23 protein-coding genes and 1 pseudogene are annotated in these 22,723 nt (G+C 74.5%); 14 read left to right on the top strand and 10 right to left on the bottom strand.

What is annotated here, in order from left to right:
* Window positions 1–47: 47 nt before the first annotated feature.
* Together nadE and ACIQOW_RS17540 are read left to right on the top strand one after the other, a co-directional pair.
* The gene (gene nadE / locus ACIQOW_RS17545; RefSeq protein WP_401085499.1) at window positions 48–887 is read left to right on the top strand and encodes an ammonia-dependent NAD(+) synthetase; all 840 of its coding nucleotides are present in this window, start codon (window positions 48–50) and stop codon (window positions 885–887) included.
* Window positions 884–1,342 (top strand): annotated as a pseudogene (locus tag ACIQOW_RS17540) (ADP-ribosylglycohydrolase family protein); the annotation flags it as partial. The gene nadE and the pseudogene ACIQOW_RS17540, both read left to right, overlap by 4 nt.
* 229 nt (window positions 1,343–1,571) lie before the next feature.
* On the opposite strand, the gene ACIQOW_RS17535 reads toward ACIQOW_RS17540, so the two are convergent.
* The 3 genes from ACIQOW_RS17535 to ACIQOW_RS17525 all read right to left on the bottom strand — a co-directional run bounded on the left by ACIQOW_RS17535 (window position 1,572) and on the right by ACIQOW_RS17525 (window position 5,004).
* Complete coding sequence (locus ACIQOW_RS17535; RefSeq protein ID WP_401085496.1) at window positions 1,572–3,245, bottom strand: DUF885 domain-containing protein; 1,674 nt, start codon at window positions 3,243–3,245, stop codon at window positions 1,572–1,574.
* Between the two features lie 247 nt (window positions 3,246–3,492).
* On the bottom strand, window positions 3,493–4,407 hold the full coding sequence (locus ACIQOW_RS17530) for an SDR family oxidoreductase (protein ID WP_188301371.1): 915 nt from the start codon (window positions 4,405–4,407) through the stop codon (window positions 3,493–3,495).
* Between the two features lie 168 nt (window positions 4,408–4,575).
* Window positions 4,576–5,004: a DUF5997 family protein gene (locus tag ACIQOW_RS17525; RefSeq protein ID WP_401085493.1), complete on the bottom strand. Its 429-nt coding sequence runs from the start codon at window positions 5,002–5,004 to the stop codon at window positions 4,576–4,578.
* A 58-nt stretch (window positions 5,005–5,062) separates the two neighbouring features.
* On the opposite strand from ACIQOW_RS17525, the gene ACIQOW_RS17520 reads away from it, so the two are divergent.
* Together ACIQOW_RS17520 and ACIQOW_RS17515 are read left to right on the top strand one after the other, a co-directional pair.
* On the top strand, window positions 5,063–5,872 hold the full coding sequence (locus ACIQOW_RS17520; RefSeq protein ID WP_401085491.1) for a LysR family substrate-binding domain-containing protein: 810 nt from the start codon (window positions 5,063–5,065) through the stop codon (window positions 5,870–5,872).
* 54 nt (window positions 5,873–5,926) lie between these two features.
* Window positions 5,927–6,508, top strand: coding sequence for a DUF421 domain-containing protein (locus ACIQOW_RS17515; RefSeq protein ID WP_401085488.1), 582 nt, complete (start codon window positions 5,927–5,929; stop codon window positions 6,506–6,508).
* A 68-nt stretch (window positions 6,509–6,576) separates the two neighbouring features.
* Here ACIQOW_RS17515 and ACIQOW_RS17510 read toward each other — a convergent pair whose 3' ends face one another.
* Both ACIQOW_RS17510 and ACIQOW_RS17505 read right to left on the bottom strand, forming a co-directional pair.
* The gene (locus tag ACIQOW_RS17510) at window positions 6,577–7,305 is read right to left on the bottom strand and encodes a rhomboid-like protein (protein WP_401085485.1); all 729 of its coding nucleotides are present in this window, start codon (window positions 7,303–7,305) and stop codon (window positions 6,577–6,579) included.
* A 92-nt stretch (window positions 7,306–7,397) separates the two neighbouring features.
* Window positions 7,398–8,747, bottom strand: coding sequence for a cytochrome P450 (locus tag ACIQOW_RS17505; protein ID WP_401085482.1), 1,350 nt, complete (start codon window positions 8,745–8,747; stop codon window positions 7,398–7,400).
* Window positions 8,748–9,061: 314 nt separating this feature from the next.
* On the opposite strand from ACIQOW_RS17505, the gene ACIQOW_RS17500 reads away from it, so the two are divergent.
* The 6 genes from ACIQOW_RS17500 (at window position 9,062) to ACIQOW_RS17475 (ending at window position 16,487) form a co-directional block, all read left to right on the top strand.
* Window positions 9,062–10,465 carry an amidase gene (locus tag ACIQOW_RS17500; protein ID WP_401085478.1) on the top strand — a complete coding sequence of 468 codons (1,404 nt, stop codon included), beginning with the start codon at window positions 9,062–9,064 and terminating at the stop codon, window positions 10,463–10,465.
* Window positions 10,466–10,976: 511 nt separating this feature from the next.
* Window positions 10,977–12,086 (top strand): phytanoyl-CoA dioxygenase family protein, encoded by a 1,110-nt coding sequence (locus tag ACIQOW_RS17495; RefSeq protein WP_401085475.1) that lies wholly within the window; start codon window positions 10,977–10,979, stop codon window positions 12,084–12,086.
* Window positions 12,068–13,381, top strand: coding sequence for a DUF6271 family protein (locus ACIQOW_RS17490; RefSeq protein ID WP_401085472.1), 1,314 nt, complete (start codon window positions 12,068–12,070; stop codon window positions 13,379–13,381). The genes ACIQOW_RS17495 and ACIQOW_RS17490 overlap by 19 nt, the downstream gene beginning before the upstream one ends.
* A 117-nt stretch (window positions 13,382–13,498) precedes the next feature.
* Window positions 13,499–14,677: a type III PLP-dependent enzyme gene (locus tag ACIQOW_RS17485; RefSeq protein WP_401085882.1), complete on the top strand. Its 1,179-nt coding sequence runs from the start codon at window positions 13,499–13,501 to the stop codon at window positions 14,675–14,677.
* Entirely contained in the window at window positions 14,674–15,273 is a 600-nt protein-coding gene (locus ACIQOW_RS17480) for a GNAT family N-acetyltransferase (RefSeq protein WP_401085469.1), read from the top strand. Before ACIQOW_RS17485 ends, ACIQOW_RS17480 begins: the two co-directional genes overlap by 4 nt.
* Window positions 15,274–15,278: 5 nt before the next feature.
* Window positions 15,279–16,487 carry an MFS transporter gene (locus ACIQOW_RS17475; protein ID WP_401085466.1) on the top strand — a complete coding sequence of 403 codons (1,209 nt, stop codon included), beginning with the start codon at window positions 15,279–15,281 and terminating at the stop codon, window positions 16,485–16,487.
* 76 nt (window positions 16,488–16,563) lie between these two features.
* Here ACIQOW_RS17475 and ACIQOW_RS17470 read toward each other — a convergent pair whose 3' ends face one another.
* Both ACIQOW_RS17470 and ACIQOW_RS17465 read right to left on the bottom strand, forming a co-directional pair.
* Window positions 16,564–16,956 (bottom strand): MerR family transcriptional regulator, encoded by a 393-nt coding sequence (locus tag ACIQOW_RS17470; RefSeq protein ID WP_401085463.1) that lies wholly within the window; start codon window positions 16,954–16,956, stop codon window positions 16,564–16,566.
* 34 nt (window positions 16,957–16,990) lie between these two features.
* Entirely contained in the window at window positions 16,991–18,010 is a 1,020-nt protein-coding gene (locus tag ACIQOW_RS17465; RefSeq protein ID WP_401085462.1) for an MDR family NADP-dependent oxidoreductase, read from the bottom strand.
* A 226-nt stretch (window positions 18,011–18,236) separates the two neighbouring features.
* On the opposite strand from ACIQOW_RS17465, the gene ACIQOW_RS17460 reads away from it, so the two are divergent.
* Window positions 18,237–18,977, top strand: a complete 741-nt coding sequence (locus tag ACIQOW_RS17460) for a PIG-L deacetylase family protein (RefSeq protein ID WP_401085459.1) — start codon at window positions 18,237–18,239, stop codon at window positions 18,975–18,977.
* On the opposite strand, the gene ACIQOW_RS17455 is transcribed toward ACIQOW_RS17460, so the two are convergent.
* The 3 genes from ACIQOW_RS17455 to ACIQOW_RS17445 all read right to left on the bottom strand — a co-directional run bounded on the left by ACIQOW_RS17455 (window position 18,974) and on the right by ACIQOW_RS17445 (window position 20,693).
* Window positions 18,974–19,663 (bottom strand): DedA family protein, encoded by a 690-nt coding sequence (locus ACIQOW_RS17455; RefSeq protein ID WP_401085456.1) that lies wholly within the window; start codon window positions 19,661–19,663, stop codon window positions 18,974–18,976. The genes ACIQOW_RS17460 and ACIQOW_RS17455 overlap by 4 nt on opposite strands.
* Window positions 19,664–19,707: 44 nt before the next feature.
* Window positions 19,708–19,902 carry a DUF1918 domain-containing protein gene (locus ACIQOW_RS17450; protein WP_188301385.1) on the bottom strand — a complete coding sequence of 65 codons (195 nt, stop codon included), beginning with the start codon at window positions 19,900–19,902 and terminating at the stop codon, window positions 19,708–19,710.
* 128 nt (window positions 19,903–20,030) lie between these two features.
* On the bottom strand, window positions 20,031–20,693 hold the full coding sequence (locus ACIQOW_RS17445) for a TetR family transcriptional regulator (protein ID WP_401085453.1): 663 nt from the start codon (window positions 20,691–20,693) through the stop codon (window positions 20,031–20,033).
* A 264-nt stretch (window positions 20,694–20,957) separates the two neighbouring features.
* Here ACIQOW_RS17445 and ACIQOW_RS17440 point away from each other — a divergent pair, with 264 nt between their 5' ends.
* The 3 genes from ACIQOW_RS17440 to ACIQOW_RS17430 all read left to right on the top strand — a co-directional run bounded on the left by ACIQOW_RS17440 (window position 20,958) and on the right by ACIQOW_RS17430 (window position 22,690).
* The gene (locus ACIQOW_RS17440) at window positions 20,958–21,149 is read left to right on the top strand and encodes a hypothetical protein (RefSeq protein ID WP_401085450.1); all 192 of its coding nucleotides are present in this window, start codon (window positions 20,958–20,960) and stop codon (window positions 21,147–21,149) included.
* An 11-nt stretch (window positions 21,150–21,160) separates the two neighbouring features.
* Complete coding sequence (locus ACIQOW_RS17435) at window positions 21,161–21,733, top strand: DUF6309 family protein (protein WP_401085447.1); 573 nt, start codon at window positions 21,161–21,163, stop codon at window positions 21,731–21,733.
* A gap of 102 nt (window positions 21,734–21,835) precedes the next feature.
* Window positions 21,836–22,690 carry a TauD/TfdA family dioxygenase gene (locus ACIQOW_RS17430; RefSeq protein ID WP_401085444.1) on the top strand — a complete coding sequence of 285 codons (855 nt, stop codon included), beginning with the start codon at window positions 21,836–21,838 and terminating at the stop codon, window positions 22,688–22,690.
* Window positions 22,691–22,723 lie beyond the last annotated feature (33 nt).

Here is a 22,723-nt window from a genome sequence, read left to right as displayed (position 1 = left end):
CGTATCCTCGTGACCGCGCCACGTACCCACCGTCCCGAGGAGTCGGAATGACCGAGCCCCTGCCTGCCGACGTCCAGCGGGAGATCGCCCGTGCCCTCGGAGTGGCACCCGTGCCGGACCCCGCGAAGGAGGCCGAGCGCAGGGTGGAGTTCCTGGCCGGCCAGGTGCGGGCCACCGGCGCGCGCAGCCTGGTGCTGGGCATCAGCGGCGGCGTCGACTCCACCACCGCGGGGCGGCTCTGCCAGCTCGCCGTCGAGCGGCTGCGGGCCGAGGGGCGCCAGGTGACCTTCACCGCGATGCGGCTGCCCTACGGCGTCCAGGCGGACGAGGCGGACGCCCAGCTCGCGCTCGGCTTCATCCGCGCGGACGAGGTGCTGACCGTCGACGTCAAGCCCGCCACCGACGGCGCGGTCGCCGCCCTGAAGGCCGCCGGCCTGACCTACACCGACCGCGCCCACGAGGACTTCGTCGGCGGCAACGTCAAGGCCCGCCAGCGGATGGTGGTCCAGTACGCGGCGGCCGGCGCCAAGGGCGGACTGGTCGTCGGCACCGACCACGCCGCCGAGGCCGCGGTCGGCTTCTTCACCAAGTTCGGCGACGGCGCGGCCGACGTGATGCCGCTGTCCGGTCTGACCAAGCGCCAGGTGCGGGCGATCGCCGAGGCGCTCGGCGCTCCGGCCGAGCTGGTCAAGAAGGTCCCGACCGCCGACCTGGAGGACCTCGACCCCGGCCGTCCCGACGAGGACGCCCTCGGCGTCAGCTACGACGCCCTGGACGACTTCCTGGAGGGCCTGCCGGTCAGCGAGGAGGTCCACCGGACCGTCCTCGGCCACTACCGCCGCACCGAGCACAAGCGCAACCTGCCGGTCGTCCCGCACCAGGCATGACCGGCCCGGTCGAGCGCGCCGCCGGCGCCGTCCTCGGCGCCGCCGTGGGCGACGCCCTCGGCGCCCCGTACGAGTTCGGCCCGGCCGGCGCCTTCTCCGCCCGCTTCCCGGACGCCCCCGGTGACCTGGTCGCCGGGGGCGGCTGGGCCCGGGGTGAAGCCACCGACGACACCCAGATGGCCGTCCTGGTCGCCGAGTCCCTGATCGAGCGAGGCGGCCTGGACCTCCCGGACCTGTTCGACCGGTTCCGCCGCTGGGCCGACGCCAGGCCCAGCGACATCGGCATCCAGACCGAAGCCGTCCTCGGCAGCGGCCTGCCCTGGGACCGCGCCGCCGCCGCCCACTTCGAGACCACCCTGCACGCGGCCGGCAACGGAGCTCTGATGCGGGCCTCGACCTCCGCCGTGGCCTTCGCCAGCGCCGGGCGGCAGGCCGGAGTCGGGACGGGCTACCGGAGGGTGTGGACGCCCGACAGCATGACCAGGAGGTGGACGACCAGGACCGCCGGCACCAGCAGCCGGCCGACGAGCGAGGTGACCATCGCGAAGCGCCACCGGCGCTGCGGGGTCGGGCCGTGGGCGAACGGCGCGCGGTCGGTGGATCGTCCGAGGGGGAGCGAAGTGACGGTGGACCGGCTCGCGGTGGTGTCCGGAGCCGGCGCCGGGCAGGATCCGGGGACGGGCGCTACCGCTCCGCGATCCAGTCCGTCACCAGCTCGTCCAGCACGCCCAGCGGCAGGCTGCCGTGCCCGATCAGCTGGTGGTGGAACTCCCGCACGTCGAACCGGGCGCCGAGCGCCGCCTCGGCCCGCTCGCGGTGCCGGACGATCTCCCGGCGGCCGATCAGGTAGGCGGTGGCCTGGCCGGGCCAGGCGATGTAGCGGTCGATCTCGTTGCGGACGTTGGCGTCGGGGGTGGCGGTGTTGGACCGCATGAAGGCCGTCGCCCGCCCCCGGGACCAGCCGTAGTGGTGCATCCCGGTGTCCACCACCAGCCGGACCGCCCGCATCGCGTCCAACGAGAGCATGCCGAGCCGGGACAGCTCCGAGCCGTACAGCCCCATCTCGTCCGCGAGCCGCTCGGTGTACAGGCCCCAGCCCTCGACGTGGGCGGTCAGCTGGCCGCTCGGGTTCCGCCGGAACCGGGGCAGGTGGTGCAGGGTCTGCGCGACGGCGAGCTGGAGGTGGTGGCCTGGCACGCTCTCGTGGAAGGCGAGCGCCTCGTACTCGTAGCTGAACCGGGTCTCCGGGCGCAGCGTGTTGACCCAGTGGGTGCCGGGCAGCCCGCCAGGGCCCGGCGGCTGGTAGTAGGCCAGCGGCGCGGTCTCCGCCTCGATCGGGTCGATCTCCCTGGTCACGCAGTCGGCGATCGGGTACGGGCGGAACCAGTCCGCCGAGGCGCGGCGGGCCCGGTCCAGCGCGCCGTCCACCGTCGCGACGATCTCGGCCGCGCTGCCGAAGCGCAGTGCGGGGTCCTCGCGCAGCGCGGTCAGCACGGCCGCGGGGTCGGTGATGCCCAGGACCTTGCCGCCCAGCTCGGCGAACTCCTCGCGCAGCGCCGCGACGGCCTCCAGCCCGACCCGGTGGACCTCCTCCGGGGCGAGCCCCGGCCGGGTGAAGCGGGCGACGGCGTCCGCGTAGCCCTCGGTGCCGCCCGGCACGTGGCAGACCCCGGCCTTGTCGTCCGGCCGGGCGCCCGGCGCCAGCCGGTGGGCCAGCCCGTCCCGGTAGCGGGCCACCGCGGGGCGGACGGCGTCGCGCACGATGGTCAGGGCGCGCTCGAACTCCGGGCGGCCGGCCAGCGGGCGGAGCAGCTTGTCCTCGGCCGGGGCGGTGGCCAGGTGGGAGTCCAGCTGGGCGACGGCGGCGTCCACCCCGCTGCGTAGCGGGTGGCGGCCTTCGGCGGCGGCTTCCAGGGCCGTGCCCAGGGCGGCGTCGAAGTACCCGGGCAAGGAGGCCAGACGTGCCAGGTAGGAGTCCGCGCCCTCCTGGTCGACCGGGGTCATGGCGAGCCCGGAGAAGGCCTCGTTCTGCGCGGCGACGATGGTCGCCGAGACGCTGAACTCGGCCAGCCCGTGGGTGAGCCGGCCGATGCCGTTGTCGAGCAGCCGGGCGAGCACCCGGTGGGTGGTCCGGTCCTCGCCGGCCAGCCCGTCGACCGGGATCGCGGCCAGCCGGGCGGCGAAGCCGCGCAGCGCGTCGCGGTGCCGGTGCCCGGCCGCGCGGGACGGGTCGGGCACCAGGTGGGCGTAGCCCTCGACTCCGCTGAGGGTCGCCTCGAACGGGTTGTGGGTGTTCTCGGCGGCGAAGAACTCGTCCGCGAGCGCGGCGAGTCCGGCGTGCTGTGGCTGCTCGATCACTGGTCGCTTCCCCCGATGCGGTGAACTGCGGTGTACTTCGGCGAACTTCGGTGCGGTACCGCGGCGCGGTGCTGTGACGCGGTGCTCCGGCGCGGTGCGGTCACGACGGCACGGCCCCGGGGCGCCCCGGTCCCGCCGATTATTCGGAGCGACCGGCGGCCCGGTCAACACGAGGTGGCGGCGGGGGAGTTCCGCTCCCTGCCGCCACCTCCACCGCCACCCCCGCCGTCACCGGCCGGCCCCGAGGTCAGCGGTAGGCCTCCGGCGCGGCCGGCTTGCCCGGCTCCTGCACCTCGACCAGGTAGCGCCAGCAGTCCGGACGGCTGCCGTCCCGGTCGGTGAAGCCGTACTCCAGGGCCAGCTGCCCGCTGGAGGCCGAGCGGCCGTTCCACCGGGCGACCCCGGCGTCGGCGGCCAGCGCGACCACCGCCCGGCCGACGTAGTACGGGGACTCGGAGATGCCGAAGTGCGGCTCCTGGACCAGGGCTTCGCGCCAGTTCTGCTCGGTGACGCCGAAGTGCTCCAGCATGATCTCGGAGCGCATCCAGCCGGGGGTGAGGGCGAGGGCGGTGGCGCCGCGCGAGCCCAGCTCGTGGCCGAGCGAGAAGGCCATCCGCAGCACCGAGGCCTTGGCGAGGTCGTAGAAGAAGGAGTTGCGGTAGGTGTCGCGGTTGTACTCCGCGGTGCCGTCCGTCATCTCCACCACCAGGCCGCCGGGGTGCTTCAGCAGCAGCGGCAGGGCGTGGTGGCTGGTGACGGCGTGCGTCTCCACCGCCAGGCGCAGCAGCCGCAGGCCGTCGTCCAGGTCGTGCTCCCAGACGGGGACGTCCCAGCCGAACAGCTTCTCGCCGCCCCAGATGTCGTTGACCAGGACGTCCAGCCGGCCCTGCTCGGCGTCGATCCGCTCCACCAGGGCGGCCACCTCGGACGGCACCAGGTGGTCGGTGGGCACCGCGATGCCCAGGCCGCCGGCGGCGGTGACCAGGTCGGCGGTGTCCTCGATCGTCTCCGGGCGGTCGTACTCCGAGCGCCGCTGCCGGGTGCTGCGCCCGGTCACGTACACCGTCGCGCCGGCCGCGCCGAGCTCCACGGCGATGCCCCGCCCGGCGCCCCGCGTCGCGCCCGCGACCAGGGCGATCCTGCCGTCCAGTGCTCCTGCCATCCTTCGGCCTCCTCGCTGTCGGACCCGCGCACGAGCCGCTGCGCGCATCCGCACACGACTGTGCCGACGCCCGTGGGGACGGACGTCGGCACCATCGTTGCGCAGGGGTCCGACAACCGGTGCCGGAGCGCCGCCGTGCCGGGCGGTGGGGCTGGTCAGCGGGCCGGGTCAGCGGGCCTTGGCGGCCTTCGCCTCCTCGGCGGCCTTGGCGGCGGCCTCCTTCTCGTGCTTCTCCTTGATCCGGGCGGTCTCCTTGCGGAGGTCCACCTGGTTGGCGCGCTCGTGCTGGAGCCAGAGCGGGTTCTCGGCCTTGACCGCCTCGATCTGCTCGGTGGTGAGCGCCTCGGTCACGCCGCCGCGGGCCAGGCCGGAGATCGAGATGCCGAGCCTGGCGGCGATCACCGGGCGCGGGTGCGGGCCGTTCTTGCGCAGGTCCTGGAGCCACTGCGGCGGCTCGGCCTGCAGCGCGTACAGCTCCTCGCGGGAGACCACGCCCTCCTGGAAGTCGGCCGGCGCGGCTGCGAGGTAGATCTCCAGCTTCTTGGCCGCCGTGGCCGGCTTCATGGTCTGGCTGGTCTTCTGCTTGAGCGATGTCATGGAGACAAGGGTAAGGGAGTGCGCGGGCGCTCCCGGTCACGGTCGGTAGCCTTGACCTGTGACAGACATGCAGGTGAACCCGTCCTTCCGGCTCGTGTACGTCCCGGGCGTGATCCCCGGCAAATGGGTCCGGGTCTGGAGCGAGCGACTCCCGGACGTTCCGCTGGAGCTCCTCGCGGTCGAGTCCGGCGACGGCGAACGGACCCTGCGCGAGGGCGGCGCGGACGCCGGGCTGGTCCGGCTGCCGGTCGACAAGGACGTGCTGAGCGCGATCCCGCTCTACACCGAGACCACCGTCGTGGTCTTCCCCAAGGACCACTGGCTCGCCGCCGCCGAGGAGGTCGCGCCGGCCGACCTCGCCGAGGAGGTGGTCTTCCACCCGCTCGACGACACCCTCGGCCTCACCGCCGACACCCTGCCGGGGCGCCCCGCCCTCGCGCGCCCGGACAGCACGGCGGACGCGATCGAGCTGGTCGCGGCGAACGTCGGCGTGCTCCTGGTACCGCAGTCCCTGGCCCGGCTGCACCACCGCAAGGACCTCACCTACCGGCCGGTGGCGGAGGCGCCGCAGTCCCAGGTGGCGCTGTCCTGGCCGCAGGAGCGGACGACGGACCTGGTGGAGGAGTTCATCGGCATCGTGCGGGGCCGTACGGTCAACAGCTCGCGCGGGCGCGGGGCCGGGCAGGCGACGCCCGAGGCGCAGCCGAAGAAGGCGGCGGCCGGGCGGGGCAAGCCGCAGCAGAAGGCCGGCGGGCAGCGGAGCGGTGCGCAGAAGGCCGGCGGGCAGAAGCCGGGCGGGGCGAAGGCAGGGGGAGCCAAGGCCGGCGGGCGGGGCGCGTCGGCCCGGCGCGGCAGGCCGAAGCGGTGACCGTGGCGTAGCGTCTGCCCCGTTCCCAGCAGTCGAGGCGGGAGGAGCGGGGCAGTGTGGCACGACCTGATGGCCGTCCAGATTCCGATCGTGGAGAAGGTCCTCCGGACGGTCGCCGTCTACGCGCTGATCGTGGTCCTGTTCCGGATCGCCGGGAAGCGCGGGCTGGCGGGGCTGAACACCTTCGACATGGTGGTCGTCTTCCTGCTCTCCAACGTGGTGCAGAACGCCGTCATCGGCAACGACGACAGCCTGCTCGGCGGCGTGATCGGAGCGGTCACCCTGATCGCGGTGAACGCCGCCGTGACCCGCTGGCTCGCCCGCGACCCGAGGGCCGCCCGCCTCCTGGAGGGCACCGCCACCACCGTGGTGGAGGACGGCAGGCTGGTGCCGGGCGCGCTGCGCGGCCTGGCGCTGCGCCCGTCCGAGCTGGAGCACGCGATCCGGATCCAGAACGGCGACAGCGTCCGCGGGGTGGCCCGGGCCCGGCTGGAGCCGGACGGGCAGCTGCTGGTGAAGCTCAAGGCGCACGAGCAGAGCGCCACCCGCGGGGACGTCGAGGACCTGCGGCACCGGCTGGCGGAGATCGAGCGGCTGCTCACCGTCATCGCCGCCGACCGCCGCCCGCCCCGCTGAGGCGCGCTCGGTCGTCCGGCAGACGGGCACCGGGGCTCACGCCGGCAGGGGCAGGGGCAGGGGCAGGGTCACCGGTCCGCCGGGACCGGGGCGGACGCCTCGGCCCGGCGGCGACGGGCGGTGGAGACCGCCACGGCGGCGGCCAGGGCGAAGCCGAGGGCGGCGGCCGCCAGGTGCCCGACGGTGGTGAAGTCCGGGAGGGGGCCCGGCCATTCGCCGTCGCCGGAGAGCGGCCAGCCGACCACGAGCGCGGCCCAGGGCAGCCGGGCCCGGCGGGGTACGGCGAGGGTGGCGAGGGCGAGGACGGTCTGGGCGCCGTAGCTGATGCCGTAGTCCGAGGCCGCGCGCACGCTCTCCGGGTACCAGCCGTACCGCAGGGCGAGCAGGATCACCAGGGCGGTGAGCAGGGTGGCGAGGACGTGCCCGCCGAGGAAGACGGCGGCGGCGCGCAGGCTGCCGAAGCGGCGCTCGGTCCAGGCGAGGCAGCAGCAGACGCCGAGGCCCAGGGTGATCAGGGTGCCGCCGAAGCCGGGGGTGAGGATCTCGGTGAGGGTGCCGTCGTAGAGCAGCGCGCTGCCGACCAGGGCGGTGACCGGATGGTCGGCGAGGTTGTCGAGGTTGGTGCTGAGGTGCTCCCTGAGGGCGTCCGCCCGGTCTGCGGCGAGCAGGTTCCCGACCCAGACGTGCCCGGTCAGGAGCAGGACGACGTAGCCCAGGGTCAGTGGCGAGCGGCGCGGATACGTCCGGACGGCGCGGAGCAGCCCGGTCAGGAGCCCCCGTGGGGTTCGAGCGTTCATGTCTGGTGGTGTCCCGGTCGAGCGGCCTGGTCCCGGCCGGCGTCCGTACGGCCGGCCACGCCGGGACAGTACCGAAGCCGGCCGGAGTCCGGTCAGCGGGCCCGGCGGGTCAGCGTCGCGGTGAACGGCCGGGGCGCGAGGGAGGCGCTGCGGGCGGGGCGGACGGGCCGGCCGGGGGCGGGGGTGACGGTCCAGCGGGCGGCGATGGTGGCGATGGCGAGGACGGCCTCGGTGGTGCCGAAGGCGTCGCCGATGCAGCGGCGGGCGCCGAGGCCGAACGGCGTGTAGGTGCCGGGGGCGGGGCTGGCGGTGGTGAGCCAGCGGTCGGGGTCGAAGCGGTCGGGGCGGGGGAACAGGTCGGCCCTGCGGTGCAGCAGGTACGGGCTGAACAGCAGGGTCGAGCCGGCCGGCAGGTGGTGGCCGCCGAGTTCGGTGTCGGCGGTGGCGGTGCGGCTGAGGATCCACGGCGGCGGGTAGAGCCGCAGGGTCTCGCTGACGATCCGGGCGGTGAGCGGCAGGGCGGGCAGGTCCTCGTGGCGGGCGGGGCGTCCGTCCAGGACGGTGTCGAGTTCGGCGTGCAGGCGCTCGCGGACGGCCGGGTTGGCGGCGAGCAGGGTCCAGGCCCAGGAGAGGGTGGCGGCGGTGGCCTCGGTGCCGGCCAGCAGGAAGGTGACCACCTGTTCGTGGATCTCGGCCGCGGACAGGCCCCGCCCGTCCTCGTCCGTCGCGGCGAGCAGCACGGAGAGCAGGTCGTGGTGGTCGGTGCCGGTGGCGCGGTGGTCGGCGACCAGCCGCCGGGTGATCTCCCGGAGGTCCCGCCGGGCGCGCCGGAAGCGGCGGTTGCCGGGGGTGGGGAGGCGGTCGGCGCCGGGCAGCGGCAGCAGCACCCGGCGGCCGACGGCGCGGGTGACGGCGTCCGTGCTCGCGTGCACGGGCAGCCGGCCGGCCCGCTCGTGCGCGGCGAACAGGCAGCGGGCGGCGACGGCGGTGGTGAGCCGGTGCATCGTGGCGGGCACGTCGATCACGTCGCCGTCCCGCCAGGGGGCGGTGGTGCCGGCGATCTCCTCGGCCATCCCGGCGGCGTAGCCGGGCAGCCGGTCGCGGTGGAACGCGGGCTGCAGCAGGCGGCGCTGGCGCCGGTGGTCGGCGGCGGGGCAGGTGGCGAGGCCGTTGCCGAAGACCTCGCGGGCCTTGTCGAGGAGGGGCCCGCCCTTGTCGAAGACGCGGTCCTCGGTGAGCAGCCGGCGGACCAGCTCGGGGTGGCAGACCACGTACGCGTGGAGCGGGCCGAGCCGCAGCCGGACGAGGTCGCCGTGGGCGGGCAGGCCGGCGACGAAGTCGTGCGGGCGGCGCAGGAGGGCGAGGGCGTGGCCGAGCAGCGGCAGGCCGCCGGGGGCGGTGGCCGCGGTGAACCGGGTGGTCGGGAAGAACGGGGCGGGCACGGGCGTCACCTTGGTTCGGGTGGGAGGACCGGGACGGTTCGCGAACGTGATCTTTCCCGGCGGCGTACCGCGAAACGATCACCGACCGGCGGGTGGGGTGAACGCGGGGGCGCGGGCCGAACGGTCGGGCGCCCTCGGATATTTGACGGTTCGTTCACCGGTCGATCCCTCCCGGACCGCCGGACGCGCCTGGATTCGGAATCCTTGCGAGATTACCGGTCAGTAGAACCGGGCAGGAACGATCCGGCCGGTGCGATCGCCGGGCCGCGGAACGTCCGGCAGGGGAGTGGCCGGCAGGGGAACGGGGAGTCCGGATGACCGACGAGCGGGTCCACGCGTTCGGCGACGACGCCCTGGGCGCCTACGACGCGGTGGCGCTGGCCGCGCTGGTGCGGGCCGGCGCGGTCAACCCCCGGGAACTGGTCGGCGCCGCCGTCGACCGGGCCGCGCGGGTGGACGGCACGCTGCTGCCCGTCGCCCACGCCTCGTACGACAAGCCGCAGATCAGCCGGGAGGGCATCGGTGGTCCGCTGTGGGGCGTGCCGACGTACCTCAAGGACAACGTGGACCTGCGCGGCCTGCCGACCGCGATGGGCAGCGAGGCCTACCGCGCCCGCCCGGCCCGCCGCAACGCGCCCTTCACCGACCAGTTCCTCGCCACCGGCCTCGCCGTGCTCGGCAAGACCAGACTGCCCGAGTTCGGCCTCAACGCCTCCACCGAGTTCGCCGCCGCCCAGCCGGTGCGCAACCCGTGGAAGCCCTCGCACTCGGCCGGCGCCTCCTCGGGTGGCGCGGCGGCGCTGGTGGCCTCCGGCGTGGTGCCGATCGCGCACGCCAACGACGGCGGCGGCTCGATCCGCATCCCGGCGGCCTGCTGCGGCCTGGTCGGGCTCAAGCCCACCCGGGGCCGGCTGGTCACCAACGCCCAGAGCGGCAAACTGCCGGTCGACCTGGTCACCGACGGCGTGCTGACCCGATCGGTGCGCGACACCGCCGCCTTCTTCGCCGCCGCCGAGCGGCACCACCGCAACCCCGCACTGCCCCCGCTCGGCCTGGTCGAGGGCCCGGGTGCACAGCGGCTGCGGATCGGCCTGGTGGTGGACTCGCCGATCGCCAGGACCGACGGGCCGACCCGGCGGGCCGTCGAGGAGACCGCCGCCCGGCTGGAGGCGATGGGCCACCGGGTCGAGCCCACCGCGCTGCCCTTCGGCGAGGAGTTCTCCCGCGACTTCGTCACCTACTGGGGCTACATCGCCTGGGCCATCGCGGCCACCGGCCGGCTGCTGCTCGACCCGAGCTTCCGGGCCGGGAAGCTGGACGGCCTGACCACCGGGCTGCGCCGCCGGTTCCGGACGGAGTTCCCACAGACCCCCGGCGTGCTGCGGCGGCTGCGCCGGGCGGAGGGCGTGTACGCGCGGATCTTCCGCGGCCACGACGTGATCCTCTCCCCGGTGCTCGCCCACACCGCCCCGCCGATCGGGCACCTGAGCCCCAACGTGGACTTCGACGAGCTGATGGACCGGCTGATGCGCTACGTCGCCTTCACCCCGGTCAACAACGTGACCGGCGGCCCCGGCCTCGCGCTGCCGGCGGGCTCGGCGCCCGGCGGACTGCCGGTCGGGGTGCACCTGTCGGCGGCGCACGGGCAGGAGCGGCTGCTGCTGGAGCTGGCGTTCGCGCTGGAGGCCGAGCGGCCCTGGCGGCGGATCCAGGACTGAGCCCGGCGGCGTTCCCCGCCGACCCGGGGCCGCCCGTCGGCCGGCGTGCGGACGCCGGGCCGGCCGGTGGCGGCATTCGCCGCCATAACGGGCTCTCGCACAGTGACCGTTCAGTATCCGGCGATTATGTCAATTGCGGAAACATACCCCCGCTTATGTCAGTCTCCGAAACATAAAGCGAACCCCGAGAGGCGCCTTGAACTGCGCTGATTTCCCAATCGGTAACCCGCTGGAAAGGGTTGACACCATTAGTTGGTCTAGTCCAACGTAGGGGAGCGCGGTTCGGCAGAGGCTGATGAGGGGTGAGAGGCCTTGCCGAGCGGGTGAGTTGGCCCCCTGACGTGGTGCTGCTCCGCGCCCGTTGGCAGGGCGAGAAGGAGCGCATACGGACGGCCCCCCGGTCCGCGCGCCGTATTCCCGTCGCGGCCGGAGCCCGGCCGCCCACCCGCCGTGCCCGCGCCTGGCGCATGAGGAAGCGCTGCACCGACCACGAACCACGGAGTGACCGCCCATGCCGAGCCCAGCCGAACACGCCGACGGACCAGCCGGGGAATACCTGTACCGGGCCGCCTCGGAGCGCCCCTACTTCAGTGCCGACACCGAGAGTTACCTCGCCCCCACCGCCCTGCGCGAGATCCGCAAGAAGCACCCGCTGCGCGTGCTCTCCGAGGAGGACCTCGCGTTCTGGCAGACCTACGGCTACGTGGTGGTGAAGGAGGCGATCCCGGCCGGTGCCGCGCGCCGACTCCTCGACTTCGCCTGGGAGTTCCAGGGCCTGTCGCCGGACCGCCCCGAGGACTGGTACCGGGAGCGCGAGTACCGCGACGAACTCGACCGGCACCTGCACATCTACGGCTTCGTCGAGGCCTACCACCACCAGCTGATCTGGGACAGCCGCCAGGCGCGGCGCGTCTACGACGCCTTCGTGGACGTGTGGGACTGCGAGGAGCTCTGGGTCACCCTCGACCGGCTCAACCTCAACCCGCCGAACGTGCGCAACCGCGACCGCGCGCTGATCGAGCCCACCGACCGCGGCTTCGACATCGAGCTGCACTGGGACGTCGACACCACCCGGGGCATCCTGCCGCAGCGCGTCCAGGGCATCGTCGCGCTCGACGACACCGCCCCCGACCACGGCGGCTTCCAGTGCGACCCGGAGCTGTTCCGCCGCTTCAACGAGTGGCAGGCCGCCCAGCCGGCCGGCCGCGACCCGATCCGCCCGGACGTCGACCGGGACGAGTTCCCCGTCGTGCGGCCCGAGTTGAAGGCCGGCGACCTGCTGATCTGGAACGGCCTGCTCGCCCACGGCGTCGAGCGCAACACCTCCGAGAACGGCGTGCGCGCGGTGCAGTACCTGTCGATGATGCCCGCACTGGAGGAGTCCGAGAAGCTGCGCCGCTCCCGGGTGGAGTCCTGGCGCACGCTCGCCACGCCGGACTGGAACCGCACCCTGGTCGGCGACGCCGACCGGCCGGAGGCGCAGCGCTACCCGACCGCCGAACTCACCGAGCTGGGGGAGAAGCTGCTCGGCCTGCGGTCCTGGAGCGGCAAGCCCTTCGAGGAACACGCGACGGACCGGCGGAGTGTCACGGGGGAGCGGGAATGCGCGACGTCTGTCTGACCCTGCCCACCAACCGCGAGTGCGCGGACGCCATCACCGCGATCGGCGCCGAAGCCGCCTTCGCCGTACGGCGGTTCGGCGTCCGGGTGCACCTGCTGGTGCTGGACTCCGCCGGCCCCGCGGCCAGAGCCGGACACGCCGCGGCCCTCGCCGCCCTGCCCGCCGCCGAGGGCGTGCTGACCCACCACCTGGACGAGGACGCCCAGCGCACCTTCCTGCGCGAGGTGATCGAGCGCTCCGGCGCGGCCGGCCAGGACCGGCTGCTGGAGCTGATGCTGCCCGAAGCCGTCTCCTACGGTGCCTGCACCAACCGGGCGTTCCTGCTGGCCGCCGCACTCGGCTGCGCGTCGGTGCACCGACGCGACTCCGACAGCCGCTACCAACTGCTCGACGGCGAACCGGTGTTCCCGATCGAGCACGAGCTGGCCACGCTCGGGCTGAAGGCCGCCGACGCGGCCGCCGCCGTCACCGAGAACAACCTCGACCCGGTGCACGCGGACAAGGAGGTCGCCCTGGTCGGCGCCTCCTTCGTCGGCGAACTCTCCGTCGACGTCGGTGAGATCCGCGAGCTCGACCCCGAGGCCTACCACGACGTGGTCGCGCTCTGGGCGCCCACCGGCGCGAGCGAGCGGGAGAAGCGCGACCTCGTCGCCGACTCCTTCACCGGCGGCGGCACCGAGCCGTTCACCGCCGACCGCGCCGTGCTCGACCTGCCCGACATCTGGCGCATCGACATGTGCAACATCGGCCTGGACCGCGAGGTGTACGAGAGGGTGCCGCTGCCGCCCGCCACCGACACCATCGGCAGCGACTACTTCCTGCACCACCTGGTGCGCGACGCGACCCTGCCGGGCGTCACCCACAACCGCCACATCGTCAACTACCACACCCCGGAACGGCGTACCGGCCCCGGCTTCACCGCCTACCAGCTGCGCTACGCCAAGTTCCTCCTCTCCATGCTCTACCTCTACCCGGTCTACTCCGAGATGGAGGCCGCAGGCGAGGCCCTGCTGGACGAACAGCACCGCGTCCGCCCCGGGCTGATCGCCGACTCCGCCCGTCGCAGCGCCGCGACGGACCGCGCGGAGAACCACCGCAGGCTCGCCGAACTCGACCGCTGCTACCGGCGGCTCGGCGGGAAGTACGCCGAGTTCGCCGACCACCTGGCGCCCCGAAGGGCGGGCCTGCTCGACGAAGCGCAGGCGGACATCGAGGACTTCGCAGTGCTGATCGACGCGTGGGGCCCGCTGGTGCGGGCGAGCAGGGCCACCCCCGCCGACCGGCTGCCGCGCTAGCCGGACCGGGAGCTCACCGTGACACACCAGACCGCCATCAAGACCACGCACCGTGCCCCGTCCGTCTCCGTGGTGCGCATCGAAGCGCCCCGCCGTGACGAGCACGACCGGACCGCGCTGCGCGCCGCGCTCGCCGCGGCCACCGACGACCGGATCATCTACGACCTCGACGGCATCGGCCGGCAGTACGCTGCGCTCCGCGCCGAACTGCCAGGCGTGGCCGTCCGGTTCGCGATGAAGGCCTGCCCGGTGGACGAGGTGCTCGACCACCTCGCCGGGCTCGGCTCCGGCTTCGACGCGGCCGGCCCGCAGGAGATCGTCCAGGCCCTGCGCACCGGGGTCGCGCCCGAACTGATCCACTACGGCAACACCATCAAGTCCGACCGCAACATCGCCGAGGCCCACCGGCTGGGCGTGCGGGACTTCGCCACCGACAGCCCGGAGGACGTCGCGGCGATCGCAGAACACGCCCCGGGATCACGGGTGTTCTGCCGGATCGCGACCACCGGCGAAGGCGCGCTGTGGGGCCTGAGCCACAAGTTCGGCTGCTCGCCCGAGGACGCGCTGCGGGTGCTGGGCGAGGCCCGTGCGGCCGGGCTCGTCCCGTCCGGGCTGTCCGTGCACGTCGGATCCCAGCAGATGACCGCCGAGGCCTGGGGCGCCGCGATGGACTCGCTGGCCGCCGTGCTGGAGGCGCTCAACTGGCGCGGCATCACCCCGACCACGATCAACCTCGGCGGCGGCCTGCCCGCCCTCGGCGTCCTCGACCGGCACGGGAGCCCGCTCGAACCGCCGCTGGAGAAGATGTTCACGGCGATCCGCGAGGGCATGGAGCGGCTGCGCGCCGTCAGCGCCGCGCCGCTGGAGTTCCTGGTGGAGCCGGGGCGCCACCTGGTGGCAGACCACGGCGCGATCCGCGCCCACGTCGCCCGGCTCACCTCCCGCCACGGGCTCGACGACGCCAGGCAGGACTGGCTCTACCTCAGCTGCGGCAAGTTCAACGGCCTGTACGAGATGGACCAGCTCCAGTACCGGCTGGAGTTCCCCACCCACCCCGGCGGCCGGTTCGTCAACGCCGTGGTGGCGGGACCGACCTGCGACAGCGACGACGCGTACGCGCAGGAGGGCGGCCTGGTGCGGGTCCCGCACGCGATCGGTTCCGGCGACCCGGTCTGGATCCACTCCTGCGGCGCGTACGCCACGGCCTACGCCACCCGCGGGTTCAACGGCTTCGCGCCGCTTCCGTACAGCTGCATCGGCGGCGACGGCGCGGGCCGACAGGGAGGCACCGCATGACCGGCACGCTCGTCGACGCTCCGACCGGACCGCGCATCCGGCTGCTCCGGGAGGAGGACTGGGACGGCGTGGTCGCGCTGGAGGAGCGCGCCTACGCCGCCAGCGGCCTCTCCGAGGGGTACGAGGCGCTGCGGTCCCGGCACCGCGCCTCGCCCGACACCTGCTTCGTGCTGGAACACGCGGGCGGCCTGGGCGGCTACCTGCTCGCCCTGCCGTACCCGCTGTTCCGCTGCCCCGACCTCAGCCGCAGCGAGGACGGGGACGGGGGAGCGGGCGAGCGGCCGGCCAACATGCACGCGCACGACCTGGTGATCTCCGAGGACCTGCGCGGCCGGGGCCTGTCCCTGCGGATGCTCCGGCACCTGGAGGACACCGCCAGGGCGGCCGGCTACCGGACCGTCTCGCTGGTCGCCGTCCGCGGCTCGCACGTGCTGTGGACCCCGCTGGGCTACCGCGCCCGGCCCGAGATCGACCTCCCCGAGAGCTACGGCCCCCGGGCGGTCTACATGGCGATGCCGCTGGACCCCGTCCCGGCCGCGCCGCCGCACTCCACCGGCCCGCTCCCCGGGCCGCACTCCAGAGCCGAAGTGGGCTGATACCGATGTCCCCCGTTCGCGACGACTTCCGCCGGTCCCAAGTGGCCATCGGCGCACTGTTCTTCGTCCTCGGATTCCAGTACGCGACCTGGGTCTCCCGGGTGCCTGCGCTCAAGGCCAGGCTCGACCTGGGCGAGGCCCAGATCGGTCTGCTGCTGATGACCTGCGGAATCGGCGCGGCGGTGTCCTTCCCCCTGGTCGCGGTGCTGATGCGGCGGATCGGCTCCCGGCTGCTCTCGGTGCTGTCCGCCCTCGCCCTCGGCGTGATCCTGCTCGCGCTGTCGGTGGTGCCGAACTACCCGGTGACGCTGCTGGTGCTGTTCTTCGACGGCGTCGCGGTCGGCTGCCTGAACGTCGCGATGAACGCCCAGGGCGCCGCGCTGGAGGCCCGCTTCGAGCGGACCACGATGTCCCGGCTGCACGCCACCTTCAGCGCCGGCTCGCTGCTCGCCGCCCTGCTGGCCTCGGGCGTCAACGCCTTCACCGGCACCCTCGCCGTGCACTTCGGGCTGGCCGCGGCGCTGCTCGCCGTCCTGGTGGTGGCCGCCAGGTCCGGACTGCTGGCGGACGGCCCGGACGCGGCCGCCGCACCGGAGGAGAAGAAGCAGCGCCGCGGATTCGTACTGCCGACCGTCGCGACCCTCTGGATGGGCCTGGCGATGGTGTTCGGCACCGTCACCGAGGGCGCCATGAACGACTGGTCGGCGCTCTACCTCAAGGACTACGTGCACGCCGGCGCCGGGCTCGCCCCGCTGGGCATCGCGGTGGTCTCGGTGATGATGGTCTGCGCCCGGATCTTCGCCGACGGCTGGCGCACCCGCTTCGGCGACGCCCGGATCGTGCGCACCGGCAGCCTGCTGGCCGGCCTCGGACTCGCCCTGGCACTGGCGGTCGGCGGCGTGGCGCCGACCCTGATCGGCTTCGCCTGCGTCGGCCTCGGCGTCGCCGCGGTGACCCCGTGCGTCTACGTCGCCGCCGCCCGGCAGGGCGCCGACGCCCTCTCGCTGGTCGCCGCCATGGGCACCACGGGACTGCTGGCCGGCCCCGCCGTGATCGGCTTCATCGCCGGCGCCACCAGCCTGCTCTGGGGCATGGCCGCCGTCGCCGCCTCGGCCGCGATCGTCTCCCTGTGCGCCACCCGGATCAGCTGGCCCGGGCAGGAGGCCCCCGCCGCCCCCGCCGCGGACCCCCTGCTCGCCGCCGACCCGACCTGACCGCACCCCACGCCCTCGCCCGGTACCTCGCGCACCCCCGTAGCGGAGGTCCCGGGCGAATGCGTTCCCCGCGGCCTCAGCCCCCGGCCGGGACCTCCGTGCCGCCCGTCGTGAGGTGGCGGACGAGCCTGGCACGCAGCGCGGTGAGGCGGGCGATCTCGGCGTCCAGCGCGGCCAGCCGGGCATGGACCACGGGGGCGAAGGTGTCGGGGCCGGGGGACTCCGAGCAGCGGAACGGCGGCTCCTGGCCGAGCAGGTCGAGGCGGTGGGCGCGGCTGGCCAGGTCGTCCACCGTCAGCCCCACGGCCAGCAGCCGGCGGATCACCCGGACCCGGGCGACCTCGGCCGGGCCGTACTCGCGCTGGCCCGAGGCGGAGCGGGCCGGCGGGTGCAGCAGGCCGCGTTGCTCGTAGAAGCGCAGCGCCCTGGGAGTGGTGCCCGCCGCCGCTGCCGCGTCCCCGATCCGCATGCCCGCTCCCTGGTCGTCAGAGTCGTCAGAGCCTTCAGAGTTCCACGATGGTCGTTCCGAAGGTGTCCCCGGTGAACAGCTTCGTCAACGCTCCGGGGGCCCGGTCGATGCCCGGAACCGACGTCCAGGGGAAGGTGATCTCCCCGGCGCGCAGCCAGCCGGCGAAGCGCTCGCGCCACTCGGCCTCCAGGTCCGGGTGGTCGGGCCCGATGAAACCGCGCAGGGTCAGGCCGTGGGTGACGATCCGGAAGCTGTCGACCACGGTCGGGGCGTCGCCGCCCAGGCGCTCCGGAGCGAGCTGGCCGTCCAGCGCGCCGACCAGGGCGAACCGGGCGCCGTGCCGGGCCGCGTCCACGGCGGCGGTCAGCTGCTCGCCGCCGACCAGGTCCAGCACGACGTCGAGCCCGTCGGGGGCGGCCTCGGCCAGCTGCTCGGCGAACGGCCGCTCACCGGGCACCAGCACCGCGTCGTAGCCGAGTTCGTCGGTCAGCCGCTTCGCCTTGGCGGGCGAGCGGGTGGTGCCGATCACCCGGGAGGCGCCGAGCAGCCGGGCGATCTGCCCGGCCATCGTGCCGACCGAGCCCGCCGCGCCCGTCACCAGCGCCACGTCGCCCGGGCGCACCTCGACGGTGCGGGTCAGGGCGCCGTAGGCGGACGAGGAGGTGGAGACCAGCGCCAGCGGATCCGGGAAGTCCGCCGGGACGGTGGTGAACCGCGCGGCCTCGGCGACCGCGTGGTCCCGCCAGCCGGCGAGGTGGGTGACCAGGTCACCGGGGCGCAGCGGCCCGTCCTCGGGGGCGGCCAGCACCTCGCCGAGGGCCGGCCCGAACAGCGCGTCCCCAGGCCGGATGTGCGGCACCTGGAGACCGGTACCCCCGCCGCCGACCAGGGTGCGCAGCGCCGGAAAGGCCAGGAAGGCCCGGTTGCGGACGAGCACCTCCCCGGGGCCGGGCGCCGGCAGCGGCTCCTCGGCCACGGTGAAGTCCCCGGGGGTGGGCAGCCCGGACGGTGCGGTGGTCAGCCGGACGACGCGGGCGGTGGTGGGCAGGGCCATGGCGGCGCTCCTCGGAGAGGACGGGTGGACGGCGGCCGGTGCCGCCGCGCGGTGCACGGACGCTAACCCCTGACGCCTGCGTCAGAGGCAAGCCGCCCGGGTGCTGCGGTGTCTGACGGGGCGTGGGGGAAACGGGTCTCCTAAAGTCGCGGGTGATACGGATGGATAAGTTCCGTATATCCGAATGCCCGTACGGCCGTGAGCCGTAGCGAGAGGAACGAGCCGCATGACCGAGCAGGCCCCCGAGCCCTTCGAGCCCGTCGACGAGGACTGGCAGACCGCGCTGGCGATCGCCGCCCACCCCGACGACATGGAGTACGGCGGGGCCGCGGCCGTCGCGCGATGGACCTCGCAGGGCAAGAAGGTCGTCTACGTCATGGTCACCAGCGGCGAGGCGGGCATCGACTCGCTGGACCCCGCGGAGTGCGGGCCGCTGCGCGAGGCCGAGCAGCTCGCCTCGGCACGCGTGGTCGGCGTCGACACCGTCGAGTTCCTCGGCTACCCGGACGGCGTGGTGGAGTACGGGCTGCCGCTGCGCCGGGACATCGCGCGGGCGGTGCGCAGGCACCGGCCGGACATCGTGTTCACCGGCAACTTCCGGGACACCTACGGCGGGGTGTTCCTCAACCAGGCCGACCACATCGCGGTCGGCCGGGCCACCCTGGACGGGGTCAGGGACGCCGGGAACCGCTGGGTGTTCCGCGAGCTGCTGGCCGAGGGCCACGAGCCCTGGGAGGGCGTGCGGCAGATCTGGGCGGCGGCCTCGCCGGAGGCCAGGCACGCGGTGGACACCACCGGGCACTTCGACCGGGGCGTCGCCTCGCTGGAGGAGCACAGGGCGTACCTGGCCGGGCTCGGCGGGGCGATGGCCGAGCCGCGGGAATTCCTGGAGGGCTTCGGCCGGGGCGCGGGCAGCCGGCTGGGGACGCGCTTCGCGGTGCCGTTCGAGGTGTTCCCGCTGCACTAGCCGGGCCGGCCGCCGCGCCCGCCGGGGCCCTCCCCGGTGGCACCCTCGTCCCCGCCGGTGCGCCGGCGCCGGTAGCACGGCACCCGGCGCAGCAGGAAGGCCGCGACCAGCACGCCGAGCCCGACCGCGAACCAGACCTGGTAGCGCAGCGCCGTGTGGTAGACCGTGCCGATGTGGGCCCCCGCGAGGTAGCCGAAGGTGCCCCAGACGGCCGTCCACAGCACCGCGCCGAGCAGGTTGTACGGGAGGAACCGGCGCCAGGGCATCTCGCTGGTCCCGGCGATGACGCCGTTGTACTGGCGCAGCCCGTCCACGAAGCGGGCGACCGTGACCACCTTGCCGCCGTGCCGGGCGAAGAAGTCGTCCGCGCGCTCCATCCGGGCCGGGGTGAGCAGCACGTAGCGGCCCCAGCGGTGGACGAAGGCGCGTCCGCCGGTGCGGCCGACCAGGTAGCCGAGGCCGTTGCCGAGCGCCGCGGCGCCGGCCGCGATCAGCAGCACCGCGGCGAAGTCCAGGTGCCCGGTGCCGGCGTACACCGAGGCCAGCACCAGGACGGTCTGCCCGGGCACCGGGACGCCGCAGTTGTCCAGCAGGACGAGCAGCGCCACCGCGAGGTACCCGTAGTGGTCCAGCAGTGGCGCGAGCCCGGCGAGTGCCCCGGGCAGCGGGGTCGTGGGGGCGGACACCGCTCCTCACCGCCTCGCACGGGGCGAGGCGGCCGAGGAGTCGGTCAGCGTCCCGCCTGGCGCTCTTCGATGTTGCAGTCCGGGCCGGGGTAGACCAGACCCTCGTGGCCGTCCTCGAAGCGGACCACGTACGGCGGCTGGCCGTCGGCGCCGCGCACCTCGACGATCTCGCCCTTCTGGTCCACCATGCCCACCGCCCTGCTGTGGATGTGGAGCTGGTCACCTACCGCTGCGTGCATGGTCTGCTCCTCCGGTCGAGCGTGCCCGGCCGCCTCCGCGGCCGTTCCGCTATCCACTGTGCTGCGGGCGCGGCGGGCTCGCAACGCCTCGGGCGGGCGGGTCCTCCGGGGGCCCGCGCGGCCGGGGGTCAGCGGGCGGACGGCTGTTGCGCGAGGTAGCCGCGGACCAACCGCTTGCACTCGGCGATCAGCGCCGGATCGCCGTCCGGGGCCTCCCGGAAGGCCAGTTTGAGCACCGCGTCGGCCGCCTCCAGGGCCACCCGCAGGGTCACCGTGGTGGCCGCCGGGTCGCCCGCCAGGAACAGTTCGCCGCCGAGCGCCTGGAGCCGCAGCGCGACGGCGGTGTTGTTGTCCACGCCAGGATCCAGCAGGTGGCGGTCGTCCCGGACGTCGGTGGGGACGGCCGGTCCGGCCAGGCCGAAGTCCAGCAGGCCGAAGCCCGGCACCGTGCGCTTCATCGCCACGAACTCCTCCACCGCGAGGTCGGTGAAGACGTCGGGGCCGACCGGCGCGGCGGCGGCCAGCCGGGCGTCCAGGCGCCGGAGGTAGTGGTCGAGGTTGCGGGTGGCGAGCGCGGCCAGCAGGTCCTCCTTGCCGGCGAAGAACTGGTACAGGGTGCCGATCGGCACCTGGGCGCGCTGGGCGACCTCCTTGGTGGTGAGCGCCGTCGCCCCGACCTCGTCCAGCAGGCCGGCGCAGGCGTCCAGGACGCGGCCGTACCGCTCCTGGCTGCGCTGCTGGACCGGGCGCCGCCTGACCGGTCCCGGGGCGGGGTGGCTCCTGTCGCTCATGACCTCACTGTGCCGCATCCGCTGTTCCAGCGGCGAATCACCGGGGCGGAACCGGCCCGGAGTTGCCTCCGGGGCGGGAATCGACGCGTGGCCGGAGCTGAACGGTCCGGTGGCGGGAAGGTGTCCATGGGGCGGCAGCGGTCTTGTCGTGGACGCGAGGGCCGGTTCATACTCCTGGCGGACTACCTTGGGTGATCGGCGTATGCCTCTTCGTGGCGATCGCGCCGCGGTCGTGGCCGCGAACGGAACGAGAGGACCGGTTCGGTGACGCTGTACTCCGGAGGGGGCGAGGACCTCGGCGGCGGGCCGTCCGCGGCGCGGAACCTCGCCGGGCGCGCCGGCCCCTGGCGCGCCGACACCGGGCGCGCCGATACGGGGCAGGCCGGCACCGAGCGCGTCGGCCTTGGGAACGTCGGCCTTGAGCGCGTTGGCCTTGAGCACGCCGGAACCGTCTGAGGAGCACTGCCGTGGAGATCGTCACCGCCGTCGCCTACTCCGAGGTCCACGACGCCTACCTGCGGGACCACCCGGTGGAGCGCGCCCACGAGGCGAACAGCAACGGCTACGCCGAGGAGAACCTCGACCGCGTCGACCGCGACCTCGGAAGCTGGTGGCGGATCCGGCTCTCCCGGGCGGACGTCCTGGGCGTCGTGCTGCCCTGGCACCTCAGCGAGGGCGGGGAGCTCGAACTGGTCCCGCGCTCAGGGCTGACGGTGGGCGAGGCGGCCGAGCGGATCCGTGCGGCCGGGACCGGCTGGGCCGCCGCCAACCCGGTCTGCGCGGCGAAGGTCCGGCTGCTGCGCGGGGAGCCGTTCACGCCGCTGCTCCTCAGCACCAGCCCGGTCGACCACCCCCACTACGCGGGCCTGGCCGGCCGGGGCGGCCTGATCCACCTCGACGGCCTGCACCGCATGCTGGCCTGGGAGCTGGCCGGTCGGCTGCCCGTACGGGCGCTGCTGGACGGCTACCTGGTGGGCGACCCCGGGGTGGTGGCGTCCCGGCCGGCCGGAGCGGGCCGGAGGGGGGACGGGCCGGGGTGACCTCCGGCACGGAGCGGCCGGTGGAGAACGCGGCCGGACGGATCGACGAGGGCCCGGGGCCGCCGGCGGCGGCCGGCAGCGAGTGGAGAGGACATCGAAGCGGTGGCCGAAATCGGCTGGAGCAGCCTGGAGTTGGAGGCCCGCAGGGAGCTGTGGTCGCTCTCGCTGGAGGAGCGCGAACGGCGGCTGCTCCGGGCCGACCTGCGGGCCGGGGCCTGGGGTGCCGCCGGGGAGGTGCGGGCCCGGCTGCGCGCGTTCGTCCGGGACGCCGCCGAATCGGTCGGAGTCACCCACGTGGGTGGCCTGGTGGACCCGGCCCGCCCGGAGGAGGAGATCACCGGGGCACTGTCCTTCCTGCTGCGGGACTTCGGCCGGATCGTCCCGCAGAACGGGCGCGGCGACCTCACCGCCGTGCTGCGCGACCAGGACGGCGACGGCACCACCGAACTCGGCTTCCACAGCGACACCTGCGACCTGGTGGTCCTGCTCTGCCTGCGCCCCGCCTTCGACGGCGGCGGGCTGACCAGACTGGCGAGCGCCCGGCACGTCCACGACCTGATCGAGCGGGAACGGCCGGACGCGCTGGCCACGCTGCGCGAGGACTGGACCTTCGACCGCACCGGCCGGCCGGGCCCGCAGCTGGTGGTCACCCCGATCCTGTACGACCGCGAGGACGGCACGATCGGCTGCTACTACCAGACGCGTACGGTCCGCTCGTCCCCCGACCGCGGCGGCCCCGAGCTGACGGACCGGCAGTGGGAGGCGCTGGGGGTGCTGGACGAGGTGCTCTACCGGCCGGAGATCGCCTTCGGGCTGCCGATGGGCCCGGGGGACCTGCTGGTCATCCGCAACAGCAGGGTGCTGCACGGGCGCTCGCCGTTCGTCGACGAACCGGGGCGGTACGCCCGGCGGATGCTGCGGGTCTGGGTGAACGAAGGGGCGGAGTGGGCGCGCTGAGCGCGGTGGGGGCGGGCGGCGGCGGTGCGGACC

Source organism: Kitasatospora sp. NPDC091335, assembly GCF_044757205.1.
Lineage (GTDB): Bacteria > Actinomycetota > Actinomycetes > Streptomycetales > Streptomycetaceae > Kitasatospora.
The sequence above is the reverse complement of the archived record's forward strand: the minus strand, read 5'-3'. Positions and strand labels throughout refer to the sequence as shown.

Coding starts and splice junctions, on each gene's coding strand:
- ACIQOW_RS17445 (WP_401085453.1), bottom strand. CDS start 20,693: ATGAGCGACAGGAGCCACCCCGCCCCGGGACCGGTCAGGCGGCGCCCG.
- nadE (WP_401085499.1), top strand. CDS start 48: ATGACCGAGCCCCTGCCTGCCGACGTCCAGCGGGAGATCGCCCGTGCC.
- ACIQOW_RS17460 (WP_401085459.1), top strand. CDS start 18,237: ATGACCGAGCAGGCCCCCGAGCCCTTCGAGCCCGTCGACGAGGACTGG.
- ACIQOW_RS17500 (WP_401085478.1), top strand. CDS start 9,062: ATGACCGACGAGCGGGTCCACGCGTTCGGCGACGACGCCCTGGGCGCC.
- ACIQOW_RS17525 (WP_401085493.1), bottom strand. CDS start 5,004: ATGACATCGCTCAAGCAGAAGACCAGCCAGACCATGAAGCCGGCCACG.
- ACIQOW_RS17480 (WP_401085469.1), top strand. CDS start 14,674: ATGACCGGCACGCTCGTCGACGCTCCGACCGGACCGCGCATCCGGCTG.
- ACIQOW_RS17490 (WP_401085472.1), top strand. CDS start 12,068: ATGCGCGACGTCTGTCTGACCCTGCCCACCAACCGCGAGTGCGCGGAC.
- ACIQOW_RS17510 (WP_401085485.1), bottom strand. CDS start 7,305: ATGAACGCTCGAACCCCACGGGGGCTCCTGACCGGGCTGCTCCGCGCC.
- ACIQOW_RS17530 (WP_188301371.1), bottom strand. CDS start 4,407: ATGGCAGGAGCACTGGACGGCAGGATCGCCCTGGTCGCGGGCGCGACG.
- ACIQOW_RS17475 (WP_401085466.1), top strand. CDS start 15,279: ATGTCCCCCGTTCGCGACGACTTCCGCCGGTCCCAAGTGGCCATCGGC.
- ACIQOW_RS17495 (WP_401085475.1), top strand. CDS start 10,977: ATGCCGAGCCCAGCCGAACACGCCGACGGACCAGCCGGGGAATACCTG.
- ACIQOW_RS17450 (WP_188301385.1), bottom strand. CDS start 19,902: ATGCACGCAGCGGTAGGTGACCAGCTCCACATCCACAGCAGGGCGGTG.
- ACIQOW_RS17470 (WP_401085463.1), bottom strand. CDS start 16,956: ATGCGGATCGGGGACGCGGCAGCGGCGGCGGGCACCACTCCCAGGGCG.
- ACIQOW_RS17465 (WP_401085462.1), bottom strand. CDS start 18,010: ATGGCCCTGCCCACCACCGCCCGCGTCGTCCGGCTGACCACCGCACCG.